Annotated in this window: 19 protein-coding genes; 10 read left to right on the forward strand and 9 right to left on the reverse strand. The window is 54.8% G+C overall.

Annotated features, from left to right (window positions below; all coding sequences use genetic code 11):
* Nucleotides 1-31: 31 nt before the first annotated feature.
* From AUQ42_RS00215 to AUQ42_RS00245, 7 genes are all read right to left on the reverse strand, one after another.
* Nucleotides 32-1,189, reverse strand: a complete 1,158-nt coding sequence (locus tag AUQ42_RS00215; RefSeq protein ID WP_068517015.1) for a TRAP transporter substrate-binding protein — start codon at nt 1,187-1,189, stop codon at nt 32-34.
* A 208-nt stretch (nt 1,190-1,397) separates the two neighbouring features.
* Complete coding sequence (locus AUQ42_RS00220; RefSeq protein ID WP_068516943.1) at nt 1,398-2,363, reverse strand: D-glycerate dehydrogenase; 966 nt, start codon at nt 2,361-2,363, stop codon at nt 1,398-1,400.
* A 505-nt stretch (nt 2,364-2,868) separates the two neighbouring features.
* Entirely contained in the window at nt 2,869-4,032 is a 1,164-nt protein-coding gene (locus tag AUQ42_RS00225; protein WP_068516944.1) for a Gfo/Idh/MocA family protein, read from the reverse strand.
* Nucleotides 4,033-4,088: 56 nt separating this feature from the next.
* A complete protein-coding gene (locus tag AUQ42_RS00230; protein ID WP_068516945.1) occupies nt 4,089-5,144 on the reverse strand; it encodes a sugar phosphate isomerase/epimerase in 1,056 nt (351 codons plus the stop codon).
* Between the two features lie 104 nt (nt 5,145-5,248).
* Nucleotides 5,249-6,205: an ABC transporter substrate-binding protein gene (locus AUQ42_RS00235; RefSeq protein ID WP_068516946.1), complete on the reverse strand. Its 957-nt coding sequence runs from the start codon at nt 6,203-6,205 to the stop codon at nt 5,249-5,251.
* A gap of 63 nt (nt 6,206-6,268) precedes the next feature.
* Nucleotides 6,269-7,282 carry an ABC transporter permease gene (locus AUQ42_RS00240; protein ID WP_068516947.1) on the reverse strand — a complete coding sequence of 338 codons (1,014 nt, stop codon included), beginning with the start codon at nt 7,280-7,282 and terminating at the stop codon, nt 6,269-6,271.
* A complete protein-coding gene (locus tag AUQ42_RS00245; RefSeq protein WP_068516948.1) occupies nt 7,275-8,828 on the reverse strand; it encodes a sugar ABC transporter ATP-binding protein in 1,554 nt (517 codons plus the stop codon). The genes AUQ42_RS00240 and AUQ42_RS00245 overlap by 8 nt, the downstream gene beginning before the upstream one ends.
* A gap of 253 nt (nt 8,829-9,081) precedes the next feature.
* Between AUQ42_RS00245 and AUQ42_RS00250 the strand changes: the two genes are divergently transcribed.
* Nucleotides 9,082-10,116 carry a LacI family DNA-binding transcriptional regulator gene (locus AUQ42_RS00250; protein ID WP_068517016.1) on the forward strand — a complete coding sequence of 345 codons (1,035 nt, stop codon included), beginning with the start codon at nt 9,082-9,084 and terminating at the stop codon, nt 10,114-10,116.
* Nucleotides 10,117-10,176: 60 nt separating this feature from the next.
* Here AUQ42_RS00250 and AUQ42_RS00255 read toward each other — a convergent pair whose 3' ends face one another.
* Nucleotides 10,177-10,665, reverse strand: coding sequence for a VOC family protein (locus AUQ42_RS00255; protein WP_068516949.1), 489 nt, complete (start codon nt 10,663-10,665; stop codon nt 10,177-10,179).
* An 816-nt stretch (nt 10,666-11,481) separates the two neighbouring features.
* Between AUQ42_RS00255 and nspC the strand changes: the two genes are divergently transcribed.
* Both nspC and AUQ42_RS00265 read left to right on the forward strand, forming a co-directional pair.
* Nucleotides 11,482-12,579: a carboxynorspermidine decarboxylase gene (nspC, locus tag AUQ42_RS00260; protein ID WP_068516950.1), complete on the forward strand. Its 1,098-nt coding sequence runs from the start codon at nt 11,482-11,484 to the stop codon at nt 12,577-12,579.
* 76 nt (nt 12,580-12,655) lie between these two features.
* Nucleotides 12,656-13,897, forward strand: a complete 1,242-nt coding sequence (locus AUQ42_RS00265) for a saccharopine dehydrogenase family protein (protein WP_068516951.1) — start codon at nt 12,656-12,658, stop codon at nt 13,895-13,897.
* A 54-nt stretch (nt 13,898-13,951) separates the two neighbouring features.
* On the opposite strand, the gene AUQ42_RS00270 is transcribed toward AUQ42_RS00265, so the two are convergent.
* Nucleotides 13,952-14,389: an Lrp/AsnC family transcriptional regulator gene (locus AUQ42_RS00270; RefSeq protein WP_068516952.1), complete on the reverse strand. Its 438-nt coding sequence runs from the start codon at nt 14,387-14,389 to the stop codon at nt 13,952-13,954.
* Between the two features lie 245 nt (nt 14,390-14,634).
* Here AUQ42_RS00270 and AUQ42_RS00275 point away from each other — a divergent pair, with 245 nt between their 5' ends.
* The 7 genes from AUQ42_RS00275 (at nt 14,635) to AUQ42_RS00305 (ending at nt 21,673) form a co-directional block, all read left to right on the forward strand.
* A complete protein-coding gene (locus AUQ42_RS00275) occupies nt 14,635-14,868 on the forward strand; it encodes a hypothetical protein (protein ID WP_068516953.1) in 234 nt (77 codons plus the stop codon).
* A gap of 332 nt (nt 14,869-15,200) precedes the next feature.
* The gene (locus tag AUQ42_RS00280) at nt 15,201-15,662 is read left to right on the forward strand and encodes a (2Fe-2S)-binding protein (RefSeq protein ID WP_068516954.1); all 462 of its coding nucleotides are present in this window, start codon (nt 15,201-15,203) and stop codon (nt 15,660-15,662) included.
* Nucleotides 15,663-15,665: 3 nt separating this feature from the next.
* Entirely contained in the window at nt 15,666-17,834 is a 2,169-nt protein-coding gene (locus AUQ42_RS00285; RefSeq protein ID WP_068516955.1) for a xanthine dehydrogenase family protein molybdopterin-binding subunit, read from the forward strand.
* Between the two features lie 102 nt (nt 17,835-17,936).
* A complete protein-coding gene (locus AUQ42_RS00290) occupies nt 17,937-18,932 on the forward strand; it encodes an XdhC family protein (protein WP_068516956.1) in 996 nt (331 codons plus the stop codon).
* A gap of 13 nt (nt 18,933-18,945) precedes the next feature.
* Nucleotides 18,946-19,590: an NTP transferase domain-containing protein gene (locus AUQ42_RS00295; protein WP_231856630.1), complete on the forward strand. Its 645-nt coding sequence runs from the start codon at nt 18,946-18,948 to the stop codon at nt 19,588-19,590.
* Nucleotides 19,591-19,646: 56 nt separating this feature from the next.
* A complete protein-coding gene (locus tag AUQ42_RS00300; protein ID WP_068516957.1) occupies nt 19,647-20,327 on the forward strand; it encodes a response regulator transcription factor in 681 nt (226 codons plus the stop codon).
* A gap of 5 nt (nt 20,328-20,332) precedes the next feature.
* Nucleotides 20,333-21,673, forward strand: a complete 1,341-nt coding sequence (locus tag AUQ42_RS00305; protein WP_068516958.1) for a HAMP domain-containing sensor histidine kinase — start codon at nt 20,333-20,335, stop codon at nt 21,671-21,673.
* The last annotated feature ends 28 nt before the right edge of the window (nt 21,674-21,701 follow it).

The following is a 21,701-nucleotide window of genomic DNA, read 5'->3' on the forward strand; positions in this document are numbered from 1 at the left end:
ATCGCAACACTGAACAACCGTTAATGGTTGATCAGAGTTTCAGCTTGCCCGGGAAGTAGTGATTATAAGCAAGCTGATAATCAGGCGAGTTCATCAGTTCATAATAGGTTACACGCTCGACCCAGGCGCGCTGGCTGTCGAGAACCTTTTTCATGAACGGATCTTCTTCAAGCGTCGGGATCAGTTTGTCCCACGCATCAAGCTGTGCACTCAGGATTTCCTTGGACGTACGATGTACTTCAACACCTTCGGCCTGCAGTTTCTGCAAGTCAGAGGAATAGTTGTCCATCGCAAGTGCGGTGTTCGAGGTCGAAGCTGCTTCAACGGCGTGACGCAGGATCGCCTGCAGATCCGGTTCCAGATCTTCCATCAGCGACTTGTTGAACAGGAATTCAAAGCTTTCGGAAGCCTGATGGTACGAAGACAGGTAGTAGTTCTTCGCAACGTCCTGTGCGCCGAAACGCATATCCGAAGACGGGTTGTTGAATTCGAACGCGTCAATCACGCCACGTTCCATTGCCGGTACGATCTCGCCGCCCGGAAGCTGTGCAACAGACATGCCCATCGACTGCAGAAGGTCTGCTGCCAGACCGACAGTACGGTATTTGAAGCCCTGTATGTCGGCAACGGAGTTCACCTGGCCCTTGAACCAGCCGAACGGCTGTGCAGGCATCGGGAAACCAAGAAGACCGACAATATCAAGACCCATCACGTCCTGAATCAGTTCGCGATAGAATTCTTCACCGCCACCGGCATAGAACCAGCTCAGCATGGTGGTTGCAGAACCGCCAAAGACCGGACCGGTACCGAACAGCGATGCTGCCTTGTTCTTGCCGTACCAGTAAACCGGCACGGAATGGGCGATGTCGATCACGCCATCATTGACACCGTCCAGAACCTGGAAGGCTGCGACAACCGCACCAGCCGGCAGAAGGTCGATTTTAAGACGACCACCCGACATTGCTTCTACGCGGTCAACATATTGCTGGGCAAACGTCATCCAGATATCGGACGACGGCCAGGAAGTCTGCATTTTCAGCACCATCGGTGCCGGCTGCGCATGAACTGCCGGTGCAGCAAACAGCCCTGATGCTGCTGCACCGCCGGCAACCACCCCGGTCGCACCTTTGGTAAGGAACGAACGACGGGATACTTCCTTGGACTTCACGTCTTCAGACTTGGTCTTCATATCCATTATTTCCTCCCAGATTTACCGTCTTTGACCAACAACCATTGCCGGAAAAAGAACGATAACTGTCAGCCTTCAAAAGCCCCTGACTTCAGTATTGAAGATCGTAGATCATGCGCTTATCCCGTTTCGGGACCTGAAAAACGGCACGCATTTTGTTATTATTAGAATTACGAACTAACTGAATTACGACGGTTTTCCCGTCTTGTTATGCCACCCGGTCACCCGGTTCACGGCCTGCAAAATAGGCATCAAGATTATCAAGTGCGCGAAAGCCCATCGCATCGCGCGTTTCTTCGGTGGCGGAGCCTATATGTGGCAACAGAAACACGTTTTTCAACGCGCTAATTCGTTGATTTCCACCGGGTTCGTTCCGAAAAACGTCCAGACCGGCAGCAAACAACTTACCACTTTCAAGCGCATCCACCAATGCGTCCTCATCGACAAGATTACCACGTGCTGTATTGACCAGAATGGCCCGGTCCGGCAGCCAGCCGATCGTCTCGGCATTGATGATGCCGGTCGTCTCGGGCGTTGACGGACAATGCAATGACAACACATCGGAATTGGCAAACAGGCCTTCAATCGTGTCGTGATAAATTGCCCCCTTTGCCAGATGTTCGGCAACCGGCTGACGATTATGGTAATGAACAGTCATTCCAAAACCGCGCGCACGTTCGGCGGCAACCTGACCGACACGGCCCATGCCAAGCACACCGAAACGCTTGCCGGTCACCTGACGCCCGACCATAAAGGCCGGCGACCAGAAATCCCAGTTTCCGGCACGGATCATGGCGTCACCCTCGGCCCCGCGACGCGCGGCACCAAGCATGCACAACATGGCGATTTCGGCCGTGGCATCGGACAATACGTCCGGCGTATTCGTCACGACGATGCCGGCCGTCTTGGCAGCCGCCAGATCAACATGATCAACCCCGACCGAATGGTTGGCGATGATTTTGAGACGATCGGGCAATGCCGCAATCACATCGGCAGAAAAATGTTCGGAATGACACGGCAGAACCGCGTCAACCTGCTGACATTTTTCAATAAGCTCATCCCGGGTAAATACCCGGTCTTCGGCATTGGTAAGCACCTGATAGTCGCGCGCCGCGCGTGCCTGTACGGCATCGCGAAGACGTCGGGTAATCAGAAGCTTTGGTTTCTCGGGCATGCGGACGCTCCCGGTTTTCCCTGATAGGTAGATTTATTTATTATGCTTCAAGGAAACACCTATACGAAAAAACCATCAATAGGCGATCAACCAACCGGTAACTCTTTTTCACTTCGTGGAAAACCATCAGGTTGACGCCCATCGCGCCGCATATGCGAAAATTGAACTATCACATTGATTTTACTATATTAAATATGGATTTCAGGTTCCTGTACGGCCAACGTTGAGGTCATCGAAATCCGGACCTCTTCCACCATCCAGAAGTATAAAATCAACAGATCCCTGATCGGGAATCGTTACATCGACATTGGTCATTTACCGCACTGCAAGACTCTGATTCGCGGCAAATCGTTGTCAAAATTGACCAATAAAAAAGCCGCTGCCAGATGGCAGCGGCTATATGCCGACATGGCTGTCGGTCGGGAAGAATCCGTTTCAAGGATGTCTCGACATTGTTTGGCGATCCCCAGAAACACCAAGCAATGTTAACGAATATGAGACATCCTCACATTTTGACCCAAACGGCCCCGTCCCGCCCGGACCGCACGACGGCCTCGACAAATTTCATGCCCTTAAGACCTTCGACCACACCGGGCACCAGAAGCGCGCCGTCATCGGGCTTGGTTCCGTTGATATGGGCCATCAACTGGTCGGCAAAATCGGTGTAAAGGTTGGCAAAGCCCTCAAGATATCCCTCCGGATGTCCCGGAGGAACACGTACACCACGAAGCCCCTCGGCACCGATCCCCGCACCACCGCGGGTCATCAATTCCGGACGACCATCAAGGGGACGGAAATGAAGCTGGTTGGGATGTTCCTGGGCCCATTCGATGCCGCCCTTGTCGCCATAGACCCGCAAACGCAGACCGTTTTCATGTCCGACCGCAATCTGGCTTGCCCATAGCATGCCACGCGCACCATTGGCATAGCGCAACAGGATTTGCACATTGTCATCAAGCTTGCGCCCCGGAACGATCGCATCGACATCGGCACAAAGTTCACTGATCTCAAGCCCGGTTACGAACTCGGCAAGGTTATGGGCATGGGTACCGATATCGCCAAGCGCACCGCCCATGCCGGCCTTGGCCGGGTCGGCGCGCCAATGGGCCTGTTTGTTATCGGTATCTTCAACCCGGGTCGCCATCCAGCCTTGCGGATATTCGACCTGCACCAGACGAATATCGCCAAGCTTGCCATCCGCCACCATTTTGCGGGCCTCGCGGACCATCGGATAGGCGGTGTAATTATGAGTCAGGGCAAACAGAAGTCCGGTTTCCTTGACCTTGGTGGCGATCTTTTCGGCTTCTTCCACCGTCAGGCAAAGCGGCTTGTCACAGATCACGTGAATACCGGCATCAAGCATCGCCATGGTGATGGGAAAATGCAGATGGTTCGGCGTGACAATCGCACAGACATCAATGCCGTCCTCGCGGGCGGCCTCGGCCTTTGCCATGGTTTCAAAACTGTCATAGCTGCGATCGGCGGCAATGAACAGTTCGGCCGCGGATGCCGCCGCCACATCGGGCTTGGATGACAATGCACCGGCAACCAGTTCATAACGATCATCAAGACGGGCGGCGATGCGATGGACCGCACCGATAAAAGCCCCCTGACCACCGCCAACCATGCCAAGGCGGATGCGACGACCGGGATTGGAAGAATTGCTCATGTCTGTCTCCAGATGTCGTTGACTGTTTTCGAACCGCGAAAGTCTTTTACGACGGCCTATCCAAGGCCAAGGATGCGGCGATTGGCCGCCTCGTCGGTGCCGCCATCGGCAAAATCGTCAAAGGCCTTTTCGGTTACGCGAATGATGTGATTCTTGATGAATTCGGCCCCTTCGCGGGCACCGTCTTCGGGATGTTTAAGGGCGCATTCCCATTCCAGCACGGCCCAGCCATCAAAATCAATGGCCGCCAATTTCGAGAAGATCGCGCCGAAATCGACCTGCCCGTCGCCAAGCGACCTGAACCGGCCGGCCCGCCCGACCCAGCTTTGATACCCGGAATAGACACCCTGGCGTCCGGTCGGATTAAACTCGGCATCCTTGACGTGGAACATGCGGATACGATCAGCGTAAATATCGATAAAATCAAGATAATCAAGCTGCTGCAACACAAAGTGGCTTGGATCATAAAGGATGTTGGCACGCGGATGGTTCCTGACGCGTTCAAGGAACATCTCGAATGTCACCCCGTCAAACAAATCCTCGCCCGGATGAATTTCATAGCAGATATCAACCCCGGCATCCTCGGCAGCATCAAGGATCGGGCTCCAGCGTCTGGCAAGTTCATCAAATGCGGTTTCGATCAGACCGGCCGGGCGTTGCGGCCACGGATAAACATACGGCCAGGCAAGCGCGCCCGAGAATGTCGCATGGGCCGAAATACCCATATGGTTTGATGCCTTGATCGCGGCTTTGACCTGATTGACGGCCCATTCCTGACGGGCCTTTGGATTGCCACGGACTTCCGGTGCGGCAAAACCATCAAACATTTCATCATAGGCCGGATGAACGGCGACAAGCTGGCCTTGCAAATGGGTGGAAAGTTCGGTCAGCTCGACACCATGCTGGCCAAGAATTCCGGTGATTTCGTCGCAGTAATCCTTGCTTGATGCGGCCTTTTCAACATCAAACAGGCGCTTGTCCCAACTGGGAATTTGCACCCCCTTATATCCAAGCGACGCAGCCCAGCGACCAATGGAATCAAGGCTATCGAACGGGGCTTCATCGCCTGCAAACTGTGCAAGAAAGATTGCCGGTCCCTTAAGTGTTTTCATTGCTGGCCTCTTTAACTGCGTCCTGACGGGATATCGGGGAAAGATGGATGTGTCGGGCGGACAGCCGCCCGACACGCAAGTGTGCTCGTCTCAACCAAACCCGATTAGAACGGGCTGTCCGGGAAATAGAAGTTCTCGGCATTGTCCTGGGTGACAACCGTGGCACCAAGGATGTAACGGCCTTCGACCGGCGCATTCGAGGTAAACTTCATCACCGTGATATCAATCGCGGTTGCGATCATTGCCGGCGGATAAAGCACATCAATCGGGGTCAGTTTGTCGCCATCCATCACGCGTTTGATGATGTCTTTCATGCCCGCACCGCCAACGATGAACATCTCGTCGGTACGATCGGCCTGTTTGACCGCTTCGATCACGCCAAGGGCAATGTCGTCATCCTGTGCCCAGACCGCATCGATTTTCGGGAAGCGCGACAGGAAGTCCTGCATCACTTCATAGCCGTCATCGCGGTTCCAGTTGGCATGTTTCATATCAAGGATTTCGATCTTTGACCCATCAAGCGTTTCGACAAACGCATCAACACGTTCGGTATCAACCGTGGTCGGAATGCCGCGCAAAACAACGATCTTGCCTTCGTCATTCAGACGTTCACGAATATATTCACCCGATACACGGCCCAGTTCCGGGTTATTGCCCGCAACATAGACATCCTCGATCCCCGGAAGCGAAAGACCACGGTCAACCACCGTGACAAACTTGCCGGCCTGTTTGACCTGCTGAACCGGAACGGTCAGCGGATCGGACTCAAAGGGCAGAACCACAAGCGCGTCGATATTCTGAACCGATACCAGATCTTCAAGATCGTTGGCCTGCTCGGATGCGCCATTCGCGCTGACCACGATGATGTCGATATTCGGATAGGTTGCCTCGATCCGCTTTTCAGCCTGTTCGGCATGCCAGTTCAGGCCACCGGCCCAGCCATGGGTTGCCGCAGGAATGGAAACCCCGATCTTGATTTTATCAGCCGCCAAGGCCGTCGTGGATGCAAGGCCAAGACCCAGCACACAAGCAGCCCCAAGATATTTTGTAAACGTTTTCATCAACGCTTCCTCCTGATCAAAAAATGATGCGTTTTCACATTCTTCCCGGACGTTGATCGCCGGTTATTTGCTCTTTTTGCGTCGCCAGTCCCCGCGTTGCAGGAACACAGCCACGATAATGATCAGCCCCTGAACCGCTCCGTTCAGATAGTTACTGATCGCATCCGTCAAATTCAGGATATTGCCAATGGTGGTCAGCATGATTGCACCAACAACCGTGCCCCAGATCCGGCCATAGCCACCCTTAAGCATCGTGCCACCAATGATCACTGCGGCAATCGCTTCGAGTTCCCAAAGAACGCCCGTGGAACTGGATGCCGATCCCAAGCGCGGCACATAGATGATGGTGGCAAGCGACACGCAAAGTCCCTGGATCACATAGGTCATGGTCTTGACCCGATCGACATGGATTGCCGAATACCGTGCAACCTGTTCGTTTGATCCGATGGCAAAGCATTTGCGGCCAAACGGCGTCATGTTCAGCAACACATAGCCGGCAACCGCGACTGCAAAGAACACCAGGACAGGCACAGGAATGCCCAGAACATCGCCGTAATAGACCGGGCGATAGACACCGCGCACCTCGAAATCAAGCGACAGCGTCCCGCCATCGGCCATATAGGTCACAAGCGACCGGTAAATTCCCATGGTACCAAGGGTGACGATGAAAGCTTCGATCTTGCCCTTGGTGCTGACCAACCCGTTGATCGCACCGGCCCCGACACCCAGAACAATGCTGAGCACAACACCGATCAGAACCGTTTCAATCCCGGCGCCAAGGGTTGCGACCAGTGTGTTCATCACAACAATCATCGCACCCGATATAAAGGCCGCCATCGACCCGACCGAAAGATCAATTCCGCCAGCGGTAATCACAAAGGTCGCCCCGACCGCGATGATCCCGATAAAGGCCGCACGGGTAAAGATATTGGCAAGGTTGCCACCACTCAGAAACGCCTCGTTGATCGCGGTTCCCAGAATGAACAGGCCGACAAGGGCCAGAAACGGACCCAATGCCTTGAAATCAATAGTGAACCCGCTTGAAGCCGATCTTTCGGTTCGCTCAAGGCTATTCATGAACAGACACTCCCTGCTTGCCTGAAATTCCTGTCGCATGCCGCATGATTTCATGTTCGTTGCGGTCGTTTCCTTCAAGAATGCCGGTAATGCATCCGGCTGCCATCACCGCAATACGGTCAGACAGGCCGAGCATCTCGGGCATTTCAGACGACAGGAGGATGACGGATTTTCCGCGATTGGTCAGATCGCCGATGAAATGATAAATCTGGCTTTTGGTGCCGATATCGATGCCGCGCGTCGGTTCATCGATAATCACGATTTCCGGGTCGGTTTCCATGACCTTGGCCAGCAACAGCTTTTGCTGATTGCCGCCGGAAAAATCACCGACCTTGGATTTGCGATCGGCGGCCCGAATGTCGAATGCTTCAATCGCGGTTTCAAGGGCGGCTTCCTCGGCCTTGCGGTCAATGATCACCCGCCCGAATTTCTCCAACGCCAAAAGGGTCAGGTTCGGGCGCATTTCCATATTCAAAAGAAGCCCGCTGCCCTTGCGATCCTTGGTCAGATAGGCAATCCCGCATTTTTTGGCGTCCTGAAGACTGTTGATCGCCACCGGATTGCCATTGCGCTCAATTTGGCCTGAACTGCGTTCGCGAAGCCCGATGATCGCTTCCATAAGGGCGGTACGCCCCGCACCGACGATCCCGGCAAAACCGAGAACCTCGCCGCGTCTAAGATCAAAGCTGGCGTCACGGACTTGCCCGTCCACCGACAGATTGCGCACCGAAAGCGCAACATCACCGGCATGTCCAGGCGTGCGATCGGGGAACATCTGTTTGATGTCACGTCCGACCATCAGGCGCGCCATATCATCCTTTTCAAGACCCGCGACCGGTTCGGTCGTGATATGACGGCCATCGCGCAGAACCGTTACCCGGTCGGCAATGGCTTTGATTTCATCAAGTTTGTGGGAAATATAAAGGATCGCGACACCCTGATCGCGCAGGCGCCTGATCTGGTCAAACAGGATATCGACCTCGCGCCCGGTCAGAACCGCGGTCGGTTCATCGAGGATCAGGATATCGGCCTTTTTCGAAAGCGCCTTGGCGATTTCGACCATCTGGCGATCAGAAACCGACAGATCACGGATACGGGTTTTGGGGTCAACATCACATTGCAACTGGTCCAGAAGCTTTGCCGCTTCCTGTCGCATCGTGGCTTTATCAAGGAACCAGCCACGCTTGATCTCGCGCCCCAGAAAGATGTTTTCTTCAACGGTCAGTTGTTCGGCAAGATTGAGTTCCTGATGGATCAGGATCACACCGTGATTTTCACCGGCCTCACTGTCATGGAAGGTGACTGGCGCCCCATCAAGAACCAGTTCGCCGCTGCTGGGCTGATGATAACCGGACAGGATTTTCACAAGTGTCGATTTGCCAGCACCGTTTTCCCCCAACAGCGCATGAACTTCACCGGCCATCAGGTCGATGGAAACATCAAAAAGGACCTGTGCCGATCCAAATGACTTGCAAATCTGCCGACCGGACAGGCGTGTGCGCACCTGTTGATCGGGATTAACGGCGTGAACGGCCGCATCCGTCATGAATGTATCCTCCCTGGCGTCGCATTTTTTGCGATCAGCTTTTAGCACCGCGTGCCGCGATAAATGCCCCGGCCGGGCGCATTGGGCGCCAACAGACCGGCCGTTCACCTGAACTGGCGGTATTTATCACTGTGTAAACGTTTTCATTTTGAATGTAAACCTTTACATTTTCATGATTGTGATCAAAATCACCACCGACAACGATGTATCGAATGCCGCTGGACAGGTTTTATCGGGCGGAGTAGGAAGAAGCATGAGTGAAAAAATCGCGACGATTGAAGATGTTGCCCGCCATGCAGGGGTATCTATTGCCACTGTCAGCCGGGCCTTGCACAAACCTGATGTGGTTTCCGAAACCACACGTGAAAAAGTGCAAACTGCGATCGCCGCGACCGGCTATACCGCCAATGTCATGGCCAGAAACCTGCGCCTGAACCGTTCGGGCATGATCCTTTTGCTGGTGCCCGACATCGGAAATCCGTTCTTTTCGGCGATACTGTCCGGGATCGAAAAAGGTGCAAGCCAGGCGGGCTATAATGTCCTGATCGGCGATACGCAAAACGACCCTGAACGCGAAGCAACCTATGCCGCCTATTTGCGCAGCAATCAGGCCGACGCCATGATCCTGCTGAACGGGCGTCTCCCGGCATCGCTTGCCAATGCACCGGCCAATGCGACCCCGCCGGTGGTTGTTGCCTGCGAACGGATCCCGGGATGTGCCTTGCCTACCGTGATCATTGACAATGACGAGGCATCCTTTATCGCCAACCGTCACCTGACAGAGCTTGGCCATACCCGCATCGCCCATGTCAGCGGCCCATCCACCAACATCCTGACCACGGACCGCGTTGCCGGATATCGCCGCGCCCTCGAAACCGCCGGCATCGCCCATGACCCGGCCCTGATTTATCGCGGGGATTTCTCGATTGATTCGGGTATTGCGGCGGGTCGGGCGCTTCTGGCCGATCCTGAAACCCGGCCGACCGCCGTTTCCTGTGCCAGTGACGGCATGGCCATCGGCGTGATTGTTGCCGCCAAGGAATATGGGCTTCGTATCCCCGAAGATGTATCGGTGGTCGGCTTTGACGATATTCCCCATGCCGCGGCCTATGATCCGCCCATCACCACCGTTCGCCAGCCGCGCCGCCGCCTTGGCGAACAGGCAATCAGCCTGCTTCTTGACCGTCTGGGATCAAAGGGGATGTTTGAACATCGCGAACCCGGTCCGGTCATTATCCCGACCGAACTGATCATCCGCCAAAGCAGCGGCCCCTGCCCGGCATCCTGACACATAAGGCACCATCGCTGCCCGAACCGGTCAGTGATCTTTCATCGGCAGAACACCCGATCAGTCACCAGAAATCTTTTTCCATTCACCAATGACCGCACGGGCATTGCCTTCGTGATCATGTCCGGACTTGGCACTTTCGGATGCAAAAATCTCGAACCGGATGCCATTGGGATCGCGAATGAAAAGACGCCGCGACTGTCCGTCATCTTCGTTGTGATAGACGACCTTGTGTTGGAACAGATGGTTTTGCCAGGCAATCACATCGCGTGGTGCGGCACAGCGCAACCCGATATGAAAAACGTCATCTGGCATATGCGGATCATCGGGATAAGGCCCGGTATCCGCCGGCCAGTCATAAAAGGACAATCTGGTCCCGTCAGGCAGCGCATAGGTAATCAGCAAATAATCGCTTTTCCAGGACGGGCTGTAACCGCTTTCGGCATGAACAAGCTTGGCCGCCAGCACCTTGGAATAAAAGTGGTCGGTTGCTTCAAGGTCGCGGGTTGGAAACGCAAGATGGTCTACACTGACTGCTGCAGGTTGCATGGTTTCCTCCGTCTTTGTGGGTCCCTACCGCCCCAACGCCCGTGATCGGAAAATGATCCGTCACGGGGTTTGCATTTTGCCGGTGCATCGGGTCCGGGTCTGGCCGGGGGGGGGTGCAGGCACACCCGTCCACGAACATTATTCCACCATCACCTTTACCGGCGTCACATTGCGGGGCCGCTCCGTTGGCGGGCGGGTCATGATCGATCAAACCATGCGCACCGCCCATAACTATCAGATAGGCAATAGCAAACCGAAATCAATGCGACCAAATACCAGATGCCCGCGCACACGCATGACACATCCCGATGCGCGATACCCCGGGCAAAGCCGCCCTGCATCGCGAAAGTCCGGTGGGGGCACCAACCGAATACACATCAAAACAATAACATCGCCCCCATGACCACCGCATCGCATCACGGCTAAGCACTTGGTTATTTTGACGAATGCGCATCGGTCCGGGGTGTTTTGTAAATCCCGGCAGTGCCGTTACAATCATGTTAAACAGTTCGGACTTTGGAATGCGGTATTGACCACCCTGCCCCCCGCTGCTATTGGGTCGCGGCAGATACGCAGAAACACGCGCAGCCCTTATCGGCTGACTTTGGCAACAACTCAAATGACGGGGACGAAGTGATGAATGAATACAGTTTATCTGTCTCTGTCTATTGGATCACGCATCGTCTTGCTGATCACTAGTTGATCCGGTTGTTTTCCACCAGATTGGTGACTGCCCGAAACCCGGAAACTGGCGCAAACCGCCACGTATCGCGTTTCATCCGCATTTTCCCGTGACATAGTTGTAGAGAGCCGCCTATGCCCGCAACGCCCTATTATCTGATCGACAAATCCAAGCTGCTGCGCAACATGGAAAAGATCGCCTATGTGCGCGAACATTCCGGTGCAAAGGCGCTTTTGGCGCTCAAATGTTTTGCGACCTGGTCGGTTTTTGATTTCATGTCCGATTATATGGATGGCACGACGTCTTCGTCGCTTCATGAAGTCAAACTGGGTCGTCAGAAATTCGGCAAGGAAACCCATGCATACAGCGTGGCCTATTCCGACAGCGAAATCGCCGAAGTCATCGAAAATGCCGACAAGATCATTTTCAATTCGATCAGCCAGCTGACCCGGTTCAGTGCGCAGGCATCGGGCATTGTGCGCGGCCTTCGCCTTAATCCGCAGGTATCGACATCAAGCTTTGATCTGGCCGATCCGGCGCGCCCGTTTTCTCGCCTGGGCGAATGGGATGTCACCAAGGTCGAAGCGGTGATGGATCAGATTTCCGGCTTCATGATTCACAATAACTGTGAAAATGCCGACTTTGATCTGTTTGACCGGATGCTTGGCAATATCGAGGAAAAATTCGGATCGCTGCTGTCGCGTGTTGAATGGGTCAGTCTTGGTGGCGGCATTCATTTCACCGGTGATGACTACCCGCTCGATAAATTCTGTGCACGCCTTAAGGCATTTTCCGAAAAATTCGGCGTGCAGGTCTATCTGGAGCCGGGCGAAGCATCGATCACCAAAAGCACGACCCTTGAAGTCACCGTGCTTGATACCCTGTTTAACGGCAAGAATCTGGCCATCGTTGATAGCTCGATCGAGGCACATATGCTCGATCTTCTGATCTATCGCGAAAGCGCAAAGGTCCTGCCCAACAAGGGCGACCATCATTACATGATCTGCGGCAAGTCCTGCCTTGCCGGTGATGTCTTTGGCGAATTTGATTTCGAAAACGAGATCAAGGTAGGCGACCGTATCTCCATTCAGGATGCGGCCGGTTACACCATGGTCAAAAAGAACTGGTTCAACGGGGTCGGCATGCCGTCCATCGTGATCCGGGAACTGGACGGAACTGAACGCGTTATTCGCGAGTTCACTTTTGATGACTACGTATCGAGCCTTTCGTAAACCGAAAGCGCACTTTTCATAGCGAACCGGAGCACGGGTGCTCCACCTCTCAAAACAAGGGAGTTTTTGGCCCGACATGAAAAAGAATGTTCTGATTATCGGCGCAGGTGGCGTCGCACAGGTCGTAGCACATAAATGTGCGCAGCATAATGACGTGCTTGGCGATATTCATATCGCTTCGCGTACTGCTGCGAAGTGCCAGGCAATCATCGACAGCATCCATGAAAAGAAAAACCTGAAGAACCCCGGCGTTCTTGAAGGTCATGCACTTGATGCCACGGATGTCGATGCAACCGCCGCCCTGATCGAAAAAACCGGCAGCCAGATCGTCATCAATGTCGGGTCTGCTTTCATCAATATGCCGGTGATGTCGGCCTGCATCAAAACCGGTGTTGCCTATCTCGATACCGCCATCCATGAAGAGCAGGACAAAATCTGCGAAACCCCGCCATGGTATGCCAACTATGAATGGAAGCGCCGCGAAGAATGCGAAAAGGCCGGTACCACCGCGATCCTCGGTGTCGGCTTTGATCCGGGCGTTGTGAATGCCTATGCCAAACTGGCGGTCGAAGACTATTTCGACAAAATTGACTCGATTGACATCATCGACATCAATGCCGGCAGCCACGGCAAATATTTTGCCACCAACTTCGACCCGGAAATCAATTTCCGCGAATTCACCGGCACCGTCTATTCCTGGCAGGATAACGAGTGGAAATCGAATAAGATGTTCGAGATCAAAAAGATCTGGGACATGCCGGTGGTTGGCGAAAGCCAAACCTTCATGACCGGCCATGACGAAGTCCATTCCCTGTCCCAGAATCTTGACGTTCCGAACGTTCGCTTCTGGATGGGCTTTGGCGATCACTATGTCAATGTGTTCACGGTTCTGAAAAACATCGGCCTTCTGTCCGAACAGCCGGTCAAAACCGCCGAGGGCCTTGAAGTTGTGCCGCTTAAGGTCGTTAAGGCCTGCCTGCCCGATCCGAGCTCGCTTGCACCTGATTACACCGGTAAAACCTGCATCGGTGATCTGGTCAAGGGCACGAAGGATGGCAAGGAAACCGAGGTCCTGATCTATAACGTGGCCGATCACAAGGACGCCTATAACGAAGTCGGAAGCCAGGGCATTTCCTATACCGCCGGTGTTCCGCCGGTTGCCGCCGCGATGCTGATCGCAACGGGCGAATGGGATGTGAAGAAAATGGCCAATGTCGAAGAACTTCCGGCCAAGCCGTTCCTCAATCTGCTTAATGGCATGGGTCTTCCGACCCGCATCAAGGATGCCAATGGCGACCGGGCACTCGACTTTTCCTAAGTCCGGGTGACATCAGAAATACAAAGAAAATGGCGGGTTTTGACCCGCCATTTTTCATTTCAGCGATCCGAGAACCGCAAGACTTTCATATCGCTTGATATAGGGTTCATGAAACACCCGATCGACAAAGGCGCTGTATTCTTCCATGTCACCGACCTGAATGCGCAGCACAAAGTCATGGGCACCGGTGACGTGATGGCACTGCACGACTTCGGGCATTTTGGCGAATTCTTCGCGCATCAGCATATACCGGTCCGGGCGATCACGTTCCATGGTCAGCAGCACGATCACGGTCATGCGCTTGCCAAATACCTTGGGCGATACCACCGCAACATCACGTTCAATCACACCGGTTTCACGCAAACGCTGAACACGGCGCAGGCATGCCGCCGACGAAAGCCCCACTTTCCCCGCCAGTTCATTGCCTGTCATGCGGCTGTTTTCCTGCAACAGCTCCAGCAGGCGATAGTCGAATTTATCGAGTTCCGCCACGTTTCGAATTCCCGGCTCGTGATGATGCCATGTTAACCCATCAATCGGGTTCGGCCCCTAACACCCTGTAACCAAACATGGCGCAGGCCGCAAACGAAAGAAAATCGTTTTTACAGAATTTTTGCGAAAATCTCGCACGAATTTGCGAAGTTTGCGCGCCAATTCACATAAGTCAGGCGTAAATTGTTTTCGGGTTCAGAGGAAACTCTGCCCCTTATTAGCAAACAAACTAGCGAGCCAGCATCATGCCAGCACAGTTTACGAATGACTCCCTCGTCGCCACCACCAATGTAGCGCCGGTTTCGGGCGCATCCATCTGGCGCTGGCTCGTCCTTTTGCCCCGCAAATGGGCCCATGCCCACAAGGTCGCCCGCGACACCGAAATGCTTCGCCATGCCCCGCGTGAACGCCTTGAAGATATCGGCATTGCCCGCAGTGACATTGACTTTGCCTGCGAACACGGCCACGCCCCGCGGTAATTCACATCCCCCAAAAAAGATGGCAGACACGTGCCCCACACAGTCTGACCAACTAAAAAAGCCTGTCCATGCAGTGTGCATCGACAGGCTTTTTTTGTTCTGGCAATACGCGAATTACAAAAACCGTAAAACCGCCGCTCTCCTTGCTGTGGGAACGCGGAAATTCCTGCCCGAAACATCCGTCGCGACCAGCCTGTTTCTGCCGATTTGTGAAAGTTGATCACCCTGTTCGCGGCCGACGGGAAATAGGCCAAATACCCGTTTACCGCTTGGTTACCTGCGCCTGCGTGATGATCGCCCATAACAAGCCAAAAGAGAGAGATGAGGCGGTCATGCAATATCAGCTTAAAATCAATGGCGAGACCCGCACCGTTGATGCCGAACCCGGCACACCGTTGCTTTGGGTTTTGCGCGATGAACTTCAACTGACCGGGACCAAATTCGGTTGCGGTGTTGCCTATTGCGGTGCCTGCACCGTGCATGTGGACGGTTACCCGACCCGTTCCTGCCAGACCTTTGTCGAAGACGCGGTTGATAGCGAAATCACCACCATCGAAGGTGCGACCGACAAGGTTGCCCAAGCCGTTCAGGAAGCATGGCGTGAAAAAGACGTCGTGCAGTGCGGCTGGTGCCAGTCCGGTCAGATCATGTCGGCTATCGGTCTTTTGACCGAGAACCCGAAACCGACCGATGAAGACATCAAGGATTACATGAATGGCAATGCCTGCCGCTGTGTGACCTATATCCGGATCAACGAAGCCATCAAGCTCGCATCCCAGAAGCTGGAGGCCTAAGTCATGAACATCAATGTTTCACGTCGCGGTTTCCTTAAGGCATCTGCTGCGGGCACCACCGCCCTTCTGGTCGGGATCAATGCCAAGGGCGTTCTGGCCGCCGGTTCAACGGCGGCTGCGGCAACCGATCTCAACCCGTTTGTTAAAATTGATGCCGATGGCACTGTTACCGTCATCATCAAGCATTTTGAAATGGGCCAGGGCACGACAACCGGCCTGACCACACTGGTCGCCGAAGAACTCGATGCCAATTGGGATACGGTTGTTCCCGAATTCGCCCCGGCCGATGTTGAACGCTACAAGAACCTGTTCTTTGGTGCGCAGGGCACGGGTGGATCGACCTCAATCGCCAACTCCTTCATGCAGTATCGCGAAGCCGGCGCTGCTGCCCGTGATCTTCTGGTGCGTGCTGCCGCCCAAAGCTGGGGGGTTGATGCATCAACCATCACGGTTGAAAACGGCATGCTGTCATCGGGTGGAAAATCCGGTCATTTCGGCGAATTCGTTGCCATCGCCGCAACGCTTTCCCCTGTCGAAAAGCCCGTGGTCAAAACCCCCGATCAGTTCAAACTGATTGGCAGTGACAAGCTGCACCGCAAGGACAATACCGGTAAAACCAATGGCACCGCGATGTTTGCCATGGATGTCAATCTGCCCGGCATGATCTATGCCGCCATCATCCGCAGCCCGAAATTCGGCGGCACGGTGGTGTCATTTGATGACAGTGCCGCCAAGGATGTCGGTGGTTTTATCGCTGCACAGGTTCTGCCCAACAAGGCCGGCGTGGTTGCCTTTGGCAAAAATACCTGGGCTGCGTTTCAGGCCCGTGATGCCCTGTCGGTTGAATGGGATTTCAGTGCGGCGGAAACACGCAGCACCGATGCCATGATTGCCGATCATGTGGCATTGCTTGATGCTCCGCAATTTGATGCCAATCACGAAGTGCCGCTGGCCTCGGTTGCGCCGATCCTTGACGGGGCCGCCAAAACGATTGATGCACAATTCACCTTCCCGTTCCTGGCCCATGCGCCGCTGGAACCGGAAAACTGCACGATTGAGCCGGTTGGGGATGGTGTACGCGTCCATGACGGCTGCCAGTTCCCGACCCTGACCCGTCCGATGGTCGCCGCAACCCTTGGCATTGATCCGTCCAAGGTCGAGATCAGAACATTGTATGCCGGTGGTTCGTTCGGGCGTCGTGCCAATGCGGCATCGGATTACAATGTCGAAGCCGCCATGGCCTTTGCCGTTTCCGGGCGCAAGGTCCCGGTCAAACTGGTCTGGAGCCGCGAAGACGATATCAAGGGCGGCTATTATCGTCCGATGTCGGCCCATCGTGCCAAAATCGGCCTTGATGCCGATGGCAAGATTGTCGGCTGGGATCATCGTCTGGCAACCAAATCGATCGCCAAGGGTGGCCCGTTCGAAATGATGGTTCAGAACGGCGTTGACCCGACCTCGGTCGAAGGGGTCGCCGAAAGTCTTTATACCCTTCCCAATATGGGGATCGGTCTAAGTGACTTTACCACCGCGGTTCCGATCAACTGGTGGCGGTCAGTCGGTCATACCCATACCGGCTTTGTCATGGAAAGCCTGATGGATATGGTCGCGACCGAAACCGGTCAGGACCCGATTGACATGCGTCTTGCCATGCTCGATCCGTCCGGTGCCAATCAGGCCCGCATGATCGAGGCCATCAAACTGGTCCGCGAGATTTCCGGTTGGCAAAAAGGCGACAAGCGCGGCTTTGCGGCCCACTTCTCGTTCAATACCTGTGTGGCAGTGGTTGCCGATGTCACGGTCGAAGACACCACTGTTCACGTCAACAAGCTGTTCATGGCGGTCGAATGCGGGGTTGCCATCAATCCCGATGTCATCCGTGCCCAGATGGAAGGCGGGGCGGGCTATGCCCTTTCGGCCATCTTCCGCAACGAAGTCACCCTGACCGACGGCGAAGTCGATCAGTACAACTTCCCGGACTATGAATTGCTGCGCAATCCGGAAATGCCGGAAATCGAAGTCGCCATTGTTTCATCGAACAATGCACCAACCGGTGTTGGCGAACCGGGCGTTCCCCCGACCGGTCCGGCTGTTGCCAACGCCATCTTTGCCCAAACCGGCAAACGGATCCTTGATCTTCCCATGACCAAGGCCGGTTTCGATTTCGTCTAAGGTATCGTCGGCATTGCCGGCATCGCTGCCCGGGGGACCAAATTTCTTCCCCTTCCCCGGCTCTCCGGGCAGCTCCCCTTTTATTGAAAGGGCGTGTGACTGATGAATAACCAACTTTCCGCCATGCTGTCGGCCTGGCAGGAAAACCGCAACAGCACCGAATGGGTGCTGGGCACGGTTTACCGCACCGAAGGATCGGCCTATCGCAAGGCCGGGGCCATGATGCTGATTAACGGGCACGGACAGCAGTTCGGCCTGCTGAGTGGCGGCTGTCTTGAGGCCGACATTATCCGCAATGCCCGCAAGGCCATGCTGACCGGTCGCCCGGTCATGCTGACCTATGACGGCAATGACGAAGACGACCTTTCCTTCAAGCTTGGTGTTGGATGTGGCGGCACGGTCCATATCATGCTGCAACCGGTCAGTGCCGAAAACGACCTTGGCCTGTCGGATTTGCACAGCGCCCTGACCCGACGCCAAAGCGGCCTTTATTTTCAGAAAATCAACGCGGTCGAAGGCTATTTTCAGACTGGTGAAATTCACGCCTACCCGCCCGCCCATATCGAAAATCGTATCGATGGCGACTGGCTGGTTACGCCGATTTCCCCCGAACCCCACATCCTTGTGGTGGGGGGTGGCATTGATGCCCGCCCGGTGATCGGGATTGCCCATACCATGGGCTGGAAAACCACACTGGTCGATCCGCGCCCCGCCAATGCGCGGCCCGAACATTTTCCGCAGGCCGATATGATCCTGCGCACTATTGACCGGGACCTTGCCGTCTATGTCCGCGATCAGCGGGTCGATGCCGTGATCCTGATGGCGCATAGTGTCGGCATTGATGCCAATGCACTTGGCGTTTTGTGCGACACCCCGATCCGGCATCTTTCGGCCCTTGGCCCGCGCCATCGTTTTGCCGATGTGCTTGAACGCGCAGGCCTGACCCGCAATGATCTGGCATTTGATATTTCAAGCCCTGCGGGTCTGGATATTGGCGGGCAATTGCCCGAAAGCATTGCGCTTTCGATGTTGTCGGGCATCCATCACGCCCTGTTCAAGCAACGCGCCGCACCGGCCATGGCGCAGGCTGCGGAATAAGACTGATGCATTCATGACCCCGCAGACAAATCATCCCGTGCCCAAATGCGCTGCCCTTATTCTGGCTGCGGGTGAAAGTACGCGTTTTGGCGGCCGCAAACAGTTGGCCGACATCCATGGCGTTCCGATGATCCGCCACACAATCGATGTGCTTGCCAGTTTGCCCGGGCTTGATCGCTTTGTCGTACTGGGCGCTTTTGCCGATGAAATTCGCCCGGTCATTGGTACCGATTGTCATATCGTTGACAATCCGGACTGGGCATCGGGGATGGGAAGCTCGATCGCTGCTGGTATTAGGGCCATTGCGAAAAACGGGGATTATGACGCCGTTCTGATCGCGCTGTGTGATCAGGTCAGGCTAGGACGTGGCGATTATCAAAAACTGATCGGATCCTTTGACGGCGAACACATCATTGCCACGCGCTATTCCGGTGGCTTTGGTGTTCCGGCCCTGTTTCCGGCACATCTGTTTTCCGAGCTTGCGATCCTGTCCGGGCCATCGGGGGCGCGCGCAATCCTGAACGGGGCGGATCATGACGTGATCGGTCTTGAACTTGAAGCCGCGCGTTTTGATATCGATACCCGTGACGATCTGAACGCCGTTCTGAGCATGCCCGCTGGCTCGACTGTTCCCGGCAAGCCGGTTATTTCCGGCTGACCTGCGGGTGGAAATGCGCCATGGTAACCCTGCGCGCTGTTAACGAGATGACGTGAATGAAAGCAACCGCCAACATCATGGTCCTTCTGGTCGAGGACAATATGGATATCGCCGCAACCGTCAGTGACTATCTGACGATTGAGGGGGTCGAATGCGACCATGCCTATGATGGCGAAACCGCGTTCAAAATGGCCCTGACCGGGGAATATGACGTTATCCTGCTTGATCTGATGTTGCCATTTCGCGACGGCATCAGCATTTGCAAGGCGCTGCGCGATGAAGGGGTTGATACCCCGGTCTTGATGCTGACCGCGCGCGATACCCTTGATGACAAGATCGAAGGTTTCCACGCCGGTGCCGATGACTATCTGGTCAAACCGTTTGCGCTTGAAGAACTTTTGCTGCGGACCCGCGTTTTGTCACGTCGGCGCAGTGGCGAGGTAAAGCGTTTCTCGCTTGGGGACCTTCGGATTGATTTTGAAAACCGTTCGGTCGTGCGGGCCGGGCAAAATATCAACGTATCGCCAACCGGTTGGACGATATTGGAAGTTCTTGCGCAAAACAGCCCGCGCGTTGTCACCCGGTCGCGTCTTTCAATGGCATTGTGGCAGGGCGATCCGCCTGATACCAATGCGCTGAAAACGCATCTTTACAAATTGCGCCATCGGATCGACAAACCGTTCGAGCAAAATCTTATTCACACCATTCCGGGCCAGGGCGTGGCCCTGCGCGAGTAACTGTTATGTCGTCACCCTGCTGTGCCCCCAAGACCCGCTCCTTTTCGCGCTTTGTGCGCAATTACGTGTTGCTGGGTCTGATCATCACGCTGGTTCTGTATACCGCCGTGCTTAATTTCTACATGCTCTATGGCAAGTGGATGGTCGCAGCCTTTCAGCTTCAGCTGATTGCCGAACAATATGACGATCAGCTTCTTCGTGACCCGAATGCGCCCCTGCCCAAGGGGTTCAATATTGAATCCTTTGAAAATTTTGATCAGTTGCCCGCGGAATTGCGCGCCCATGTCACACCCGACGATCTGGAAACCGGCGAGCTTTTCTACATCAATACCGATCAATATACCGATCAGAAAACCCCGGAAAATCCGATCTTTCTGGTCTTTCCCCATCAGCTTGTCGATGGGCGCAACATCCTGATTTTGCAGACCTATCACGTGGGTGACGGTGATAGTGTGTTTTTCGAACGCCTGCATAATCTGGCATGGCTGTCTGTTCCCTTTGCCCTGATCGTGATCTGCATCTTTGCCTGGTTCCTGTGGATCATTGGCAAACGCCTGACCAAACCGTCCGAAGATTTGCAAAGCTGGGCCAACAACCTGACCGCCGACAACCTTGGTGCGCCGATCCCCGATTTCGGGTTCGAGGAACTGAATGACGTTGCCCACGAACTGCATCGGTCCGTTGACCAGATTGACAAATTCGTTGCCCGCGAACGCGAATTCCTGCGTCAGGCAAGCCACGAATTGCGCACGCCTGTCACCATCGTTTCGGGTAACGTGGAACTTCTGGAAAAAAGCCCGCTCAATGAAACCCAGTCACGGGTGATGGCACGCATCAAACGTGCAAACCGCAACATGCAGCAATTGCTTGAAACGCTTTTGTGGCTGGGTCGGGAAAACGCGCCGCTGGGCGAAACCGAGCACATCCATTTTTCAAGCTTTATCGAACAGGAAATCAGCGATCTTTCCTACCTGACCGAGGGCAAACACGTCACATGCCACTTTGTCCCCGATAGCCGGGAAACCGAAATCGCGACATCACGTGCGGCCCTGATGATTGTGGTCTCCAACCTGATCCGCAATGCGTTCCAGCACACCCCAAAAGGCCAGGTTACCATCACCCTGACCGGCACCGAACTGACCGTTGAAAACACCATTTCGACCTGTAACGGCCAATGCACCACGCCGCAGGGCGAAGGCATCGGCTTGCAGCTTGTCCGGCGCATTTGCCAGCGGCTGGACTGGCATTGCACATCGACACATCTGCCCAATGGCGGCATGTCGGTAAGCTTCGACCCCGGCGCCAGAACACTGGTCAAGCCGACGCCAGAACTGGTGGAAAGCTAAGTTCATCTGCATTCCTTGTCGCGGTATC

Origin of the sequence: Thalassospira sp. MCCC 1A02491, assembly GCF_001613785.1 — a bacterium.
In the GTDB taxonomy this organism is placed as follows: domain Bacteria; phylum Pseudomonadota; class Alphaproteobacteria; order Rhodospirillales; family Thalassospiraceae; genus Thalassospira; species Thalassospira povalilytica.

Excerpts from the sequence above, each read along its gene's own strand:
- AUQ42_RS00215 (WP_068517015.1), bottom strand. The coding sequence starts at position 1,189 with ATGAAGACCAAGTCTGAAGACGTGAAGTCCAAGGAAGTATCCCGTCGT.
- AUQ42_RS00220 (WP_068516943.1), bottom strand. The coding sequence starts at position 2,363 with ATGCCCGAGAAACCAAAGCTTCTGATTACCCGACGTCTTCGCGATGCC.
- AUQ42_RS00225 (WP_068516944.1), bottom strand. The coding sequence starts at position 4,032 with ATGAGCAATTCTTCCAATCCCGGTCGTCGCATCCGCCTTGGCATGGTT.
- AUQ42_RS00230 (WP_068516945.1), bottom strand. The coding sequence starts at position 5,144 with ATGAAAACACTTAAGGGACCGGCAATCTTTCTTGCACAGTTTGCAGGC.
- AUQ42_RS00235 (WP_068516946.1), bottom strand. The coding sequence starts at position 6,205 with ATGAAAACGTTTACAAAATATCTTGGGGCTGCTTGTGTGCTGGGTCTT.
- AUQ42_RS00240 (WP_068516947.1), bottom strand. The coding sequence starts at position 7,282 with ATGAATAGCCTTGAGCGAACCGAAAGATCGGCTTCAAGCGGGTTCACT.
- AUQ42_RS00245 (WP_068516948.1), bottom strand. The coding sequence starts at position 8,828 with ATGACGGATGCGGCCGTTCACGCCGTTAATCCCGATCAACAGGTGCGC.
- AUQ42_RS00250 (WP_068517016.1), top strand. The coding sequence starts at position 9,082 with ATGAGTGAAAAAATCGCGACGATTGAAGATGTTGCCCGCCATGCAGGG.
- AUQ42_RS00255 (WP_068516949.1), bottom strand. The coding sequence starts at position 10,665 with ATGCAACCTGCAGCAGTCAGTGTAGACCATCTTGCGTTTCCAACCCGC.
- nspC (WP_068516950.1), top strand. The coding sequence starts at position 11,482 with ATGCCCGCAACGCCCTATTATCTGATCGACAAATCCAAGCTGCTGCGC.
- AUQ42_RS00265 (WP_068516951.1), top strand. The coding sequence starts at position 12,656 with ATGAAAAAGAATGTTCTGATTATCGGCGCAGGTGGCGTCGCACAGGTC.
- AUQ42_RS00275 (WP_068516953.1), top strand. The coding sequence starts at position 14,635 with ATGCCAGCACAGTTTACGAATGACTCCCTCGTCGCCACCACCAATGTA.
- AUQ42_RS00280 (WP_068516954.1), top strand. The coding sequence starts at position 15,201 with ATGCAATATCAGCTTAAAATCAATGGCGAGACCCGCACCGTTGATGCC.
- AUQ42_RS00285 (WP_068516955.1), top strand. The coding sequence starts at position 15,666 with ATGAACATCAATGTTTCACGTCGCGGTTTCCTTAAGGCATCTGCTGCG.
- AUQ42_RS00290 (WP_068516956.1), top strand. The coding sequence starts at position 17,937 with ATGAATAACCAACTTTCCGCCATGCTGTCGGCCTGGCAGGAAAACCGC.
- AUQ42_RS00295 (WP_231856630.1), top strand. The coding sequence starts at position 18,946 with ATGACCCCGCAGACAAATCATCCCGTGCCCAAATGCGCTGCCCTTATT.
- AUQ42_RS00300 (WP_068516957.1), top strand. The coding sequence starts at position 19,647 with ATGAAAGCAACCGCCAACATCATGGTCCTTCTGGTCGAGGACAATATG.
- AUQ42_RS00305 (WP_068516958.1), top strand. The coding sequence starts at position 20,333 with ATGTCGTCACCCTGCTGTGCCCCCAAGACCCGCTCCTTTTCGCGCTTT.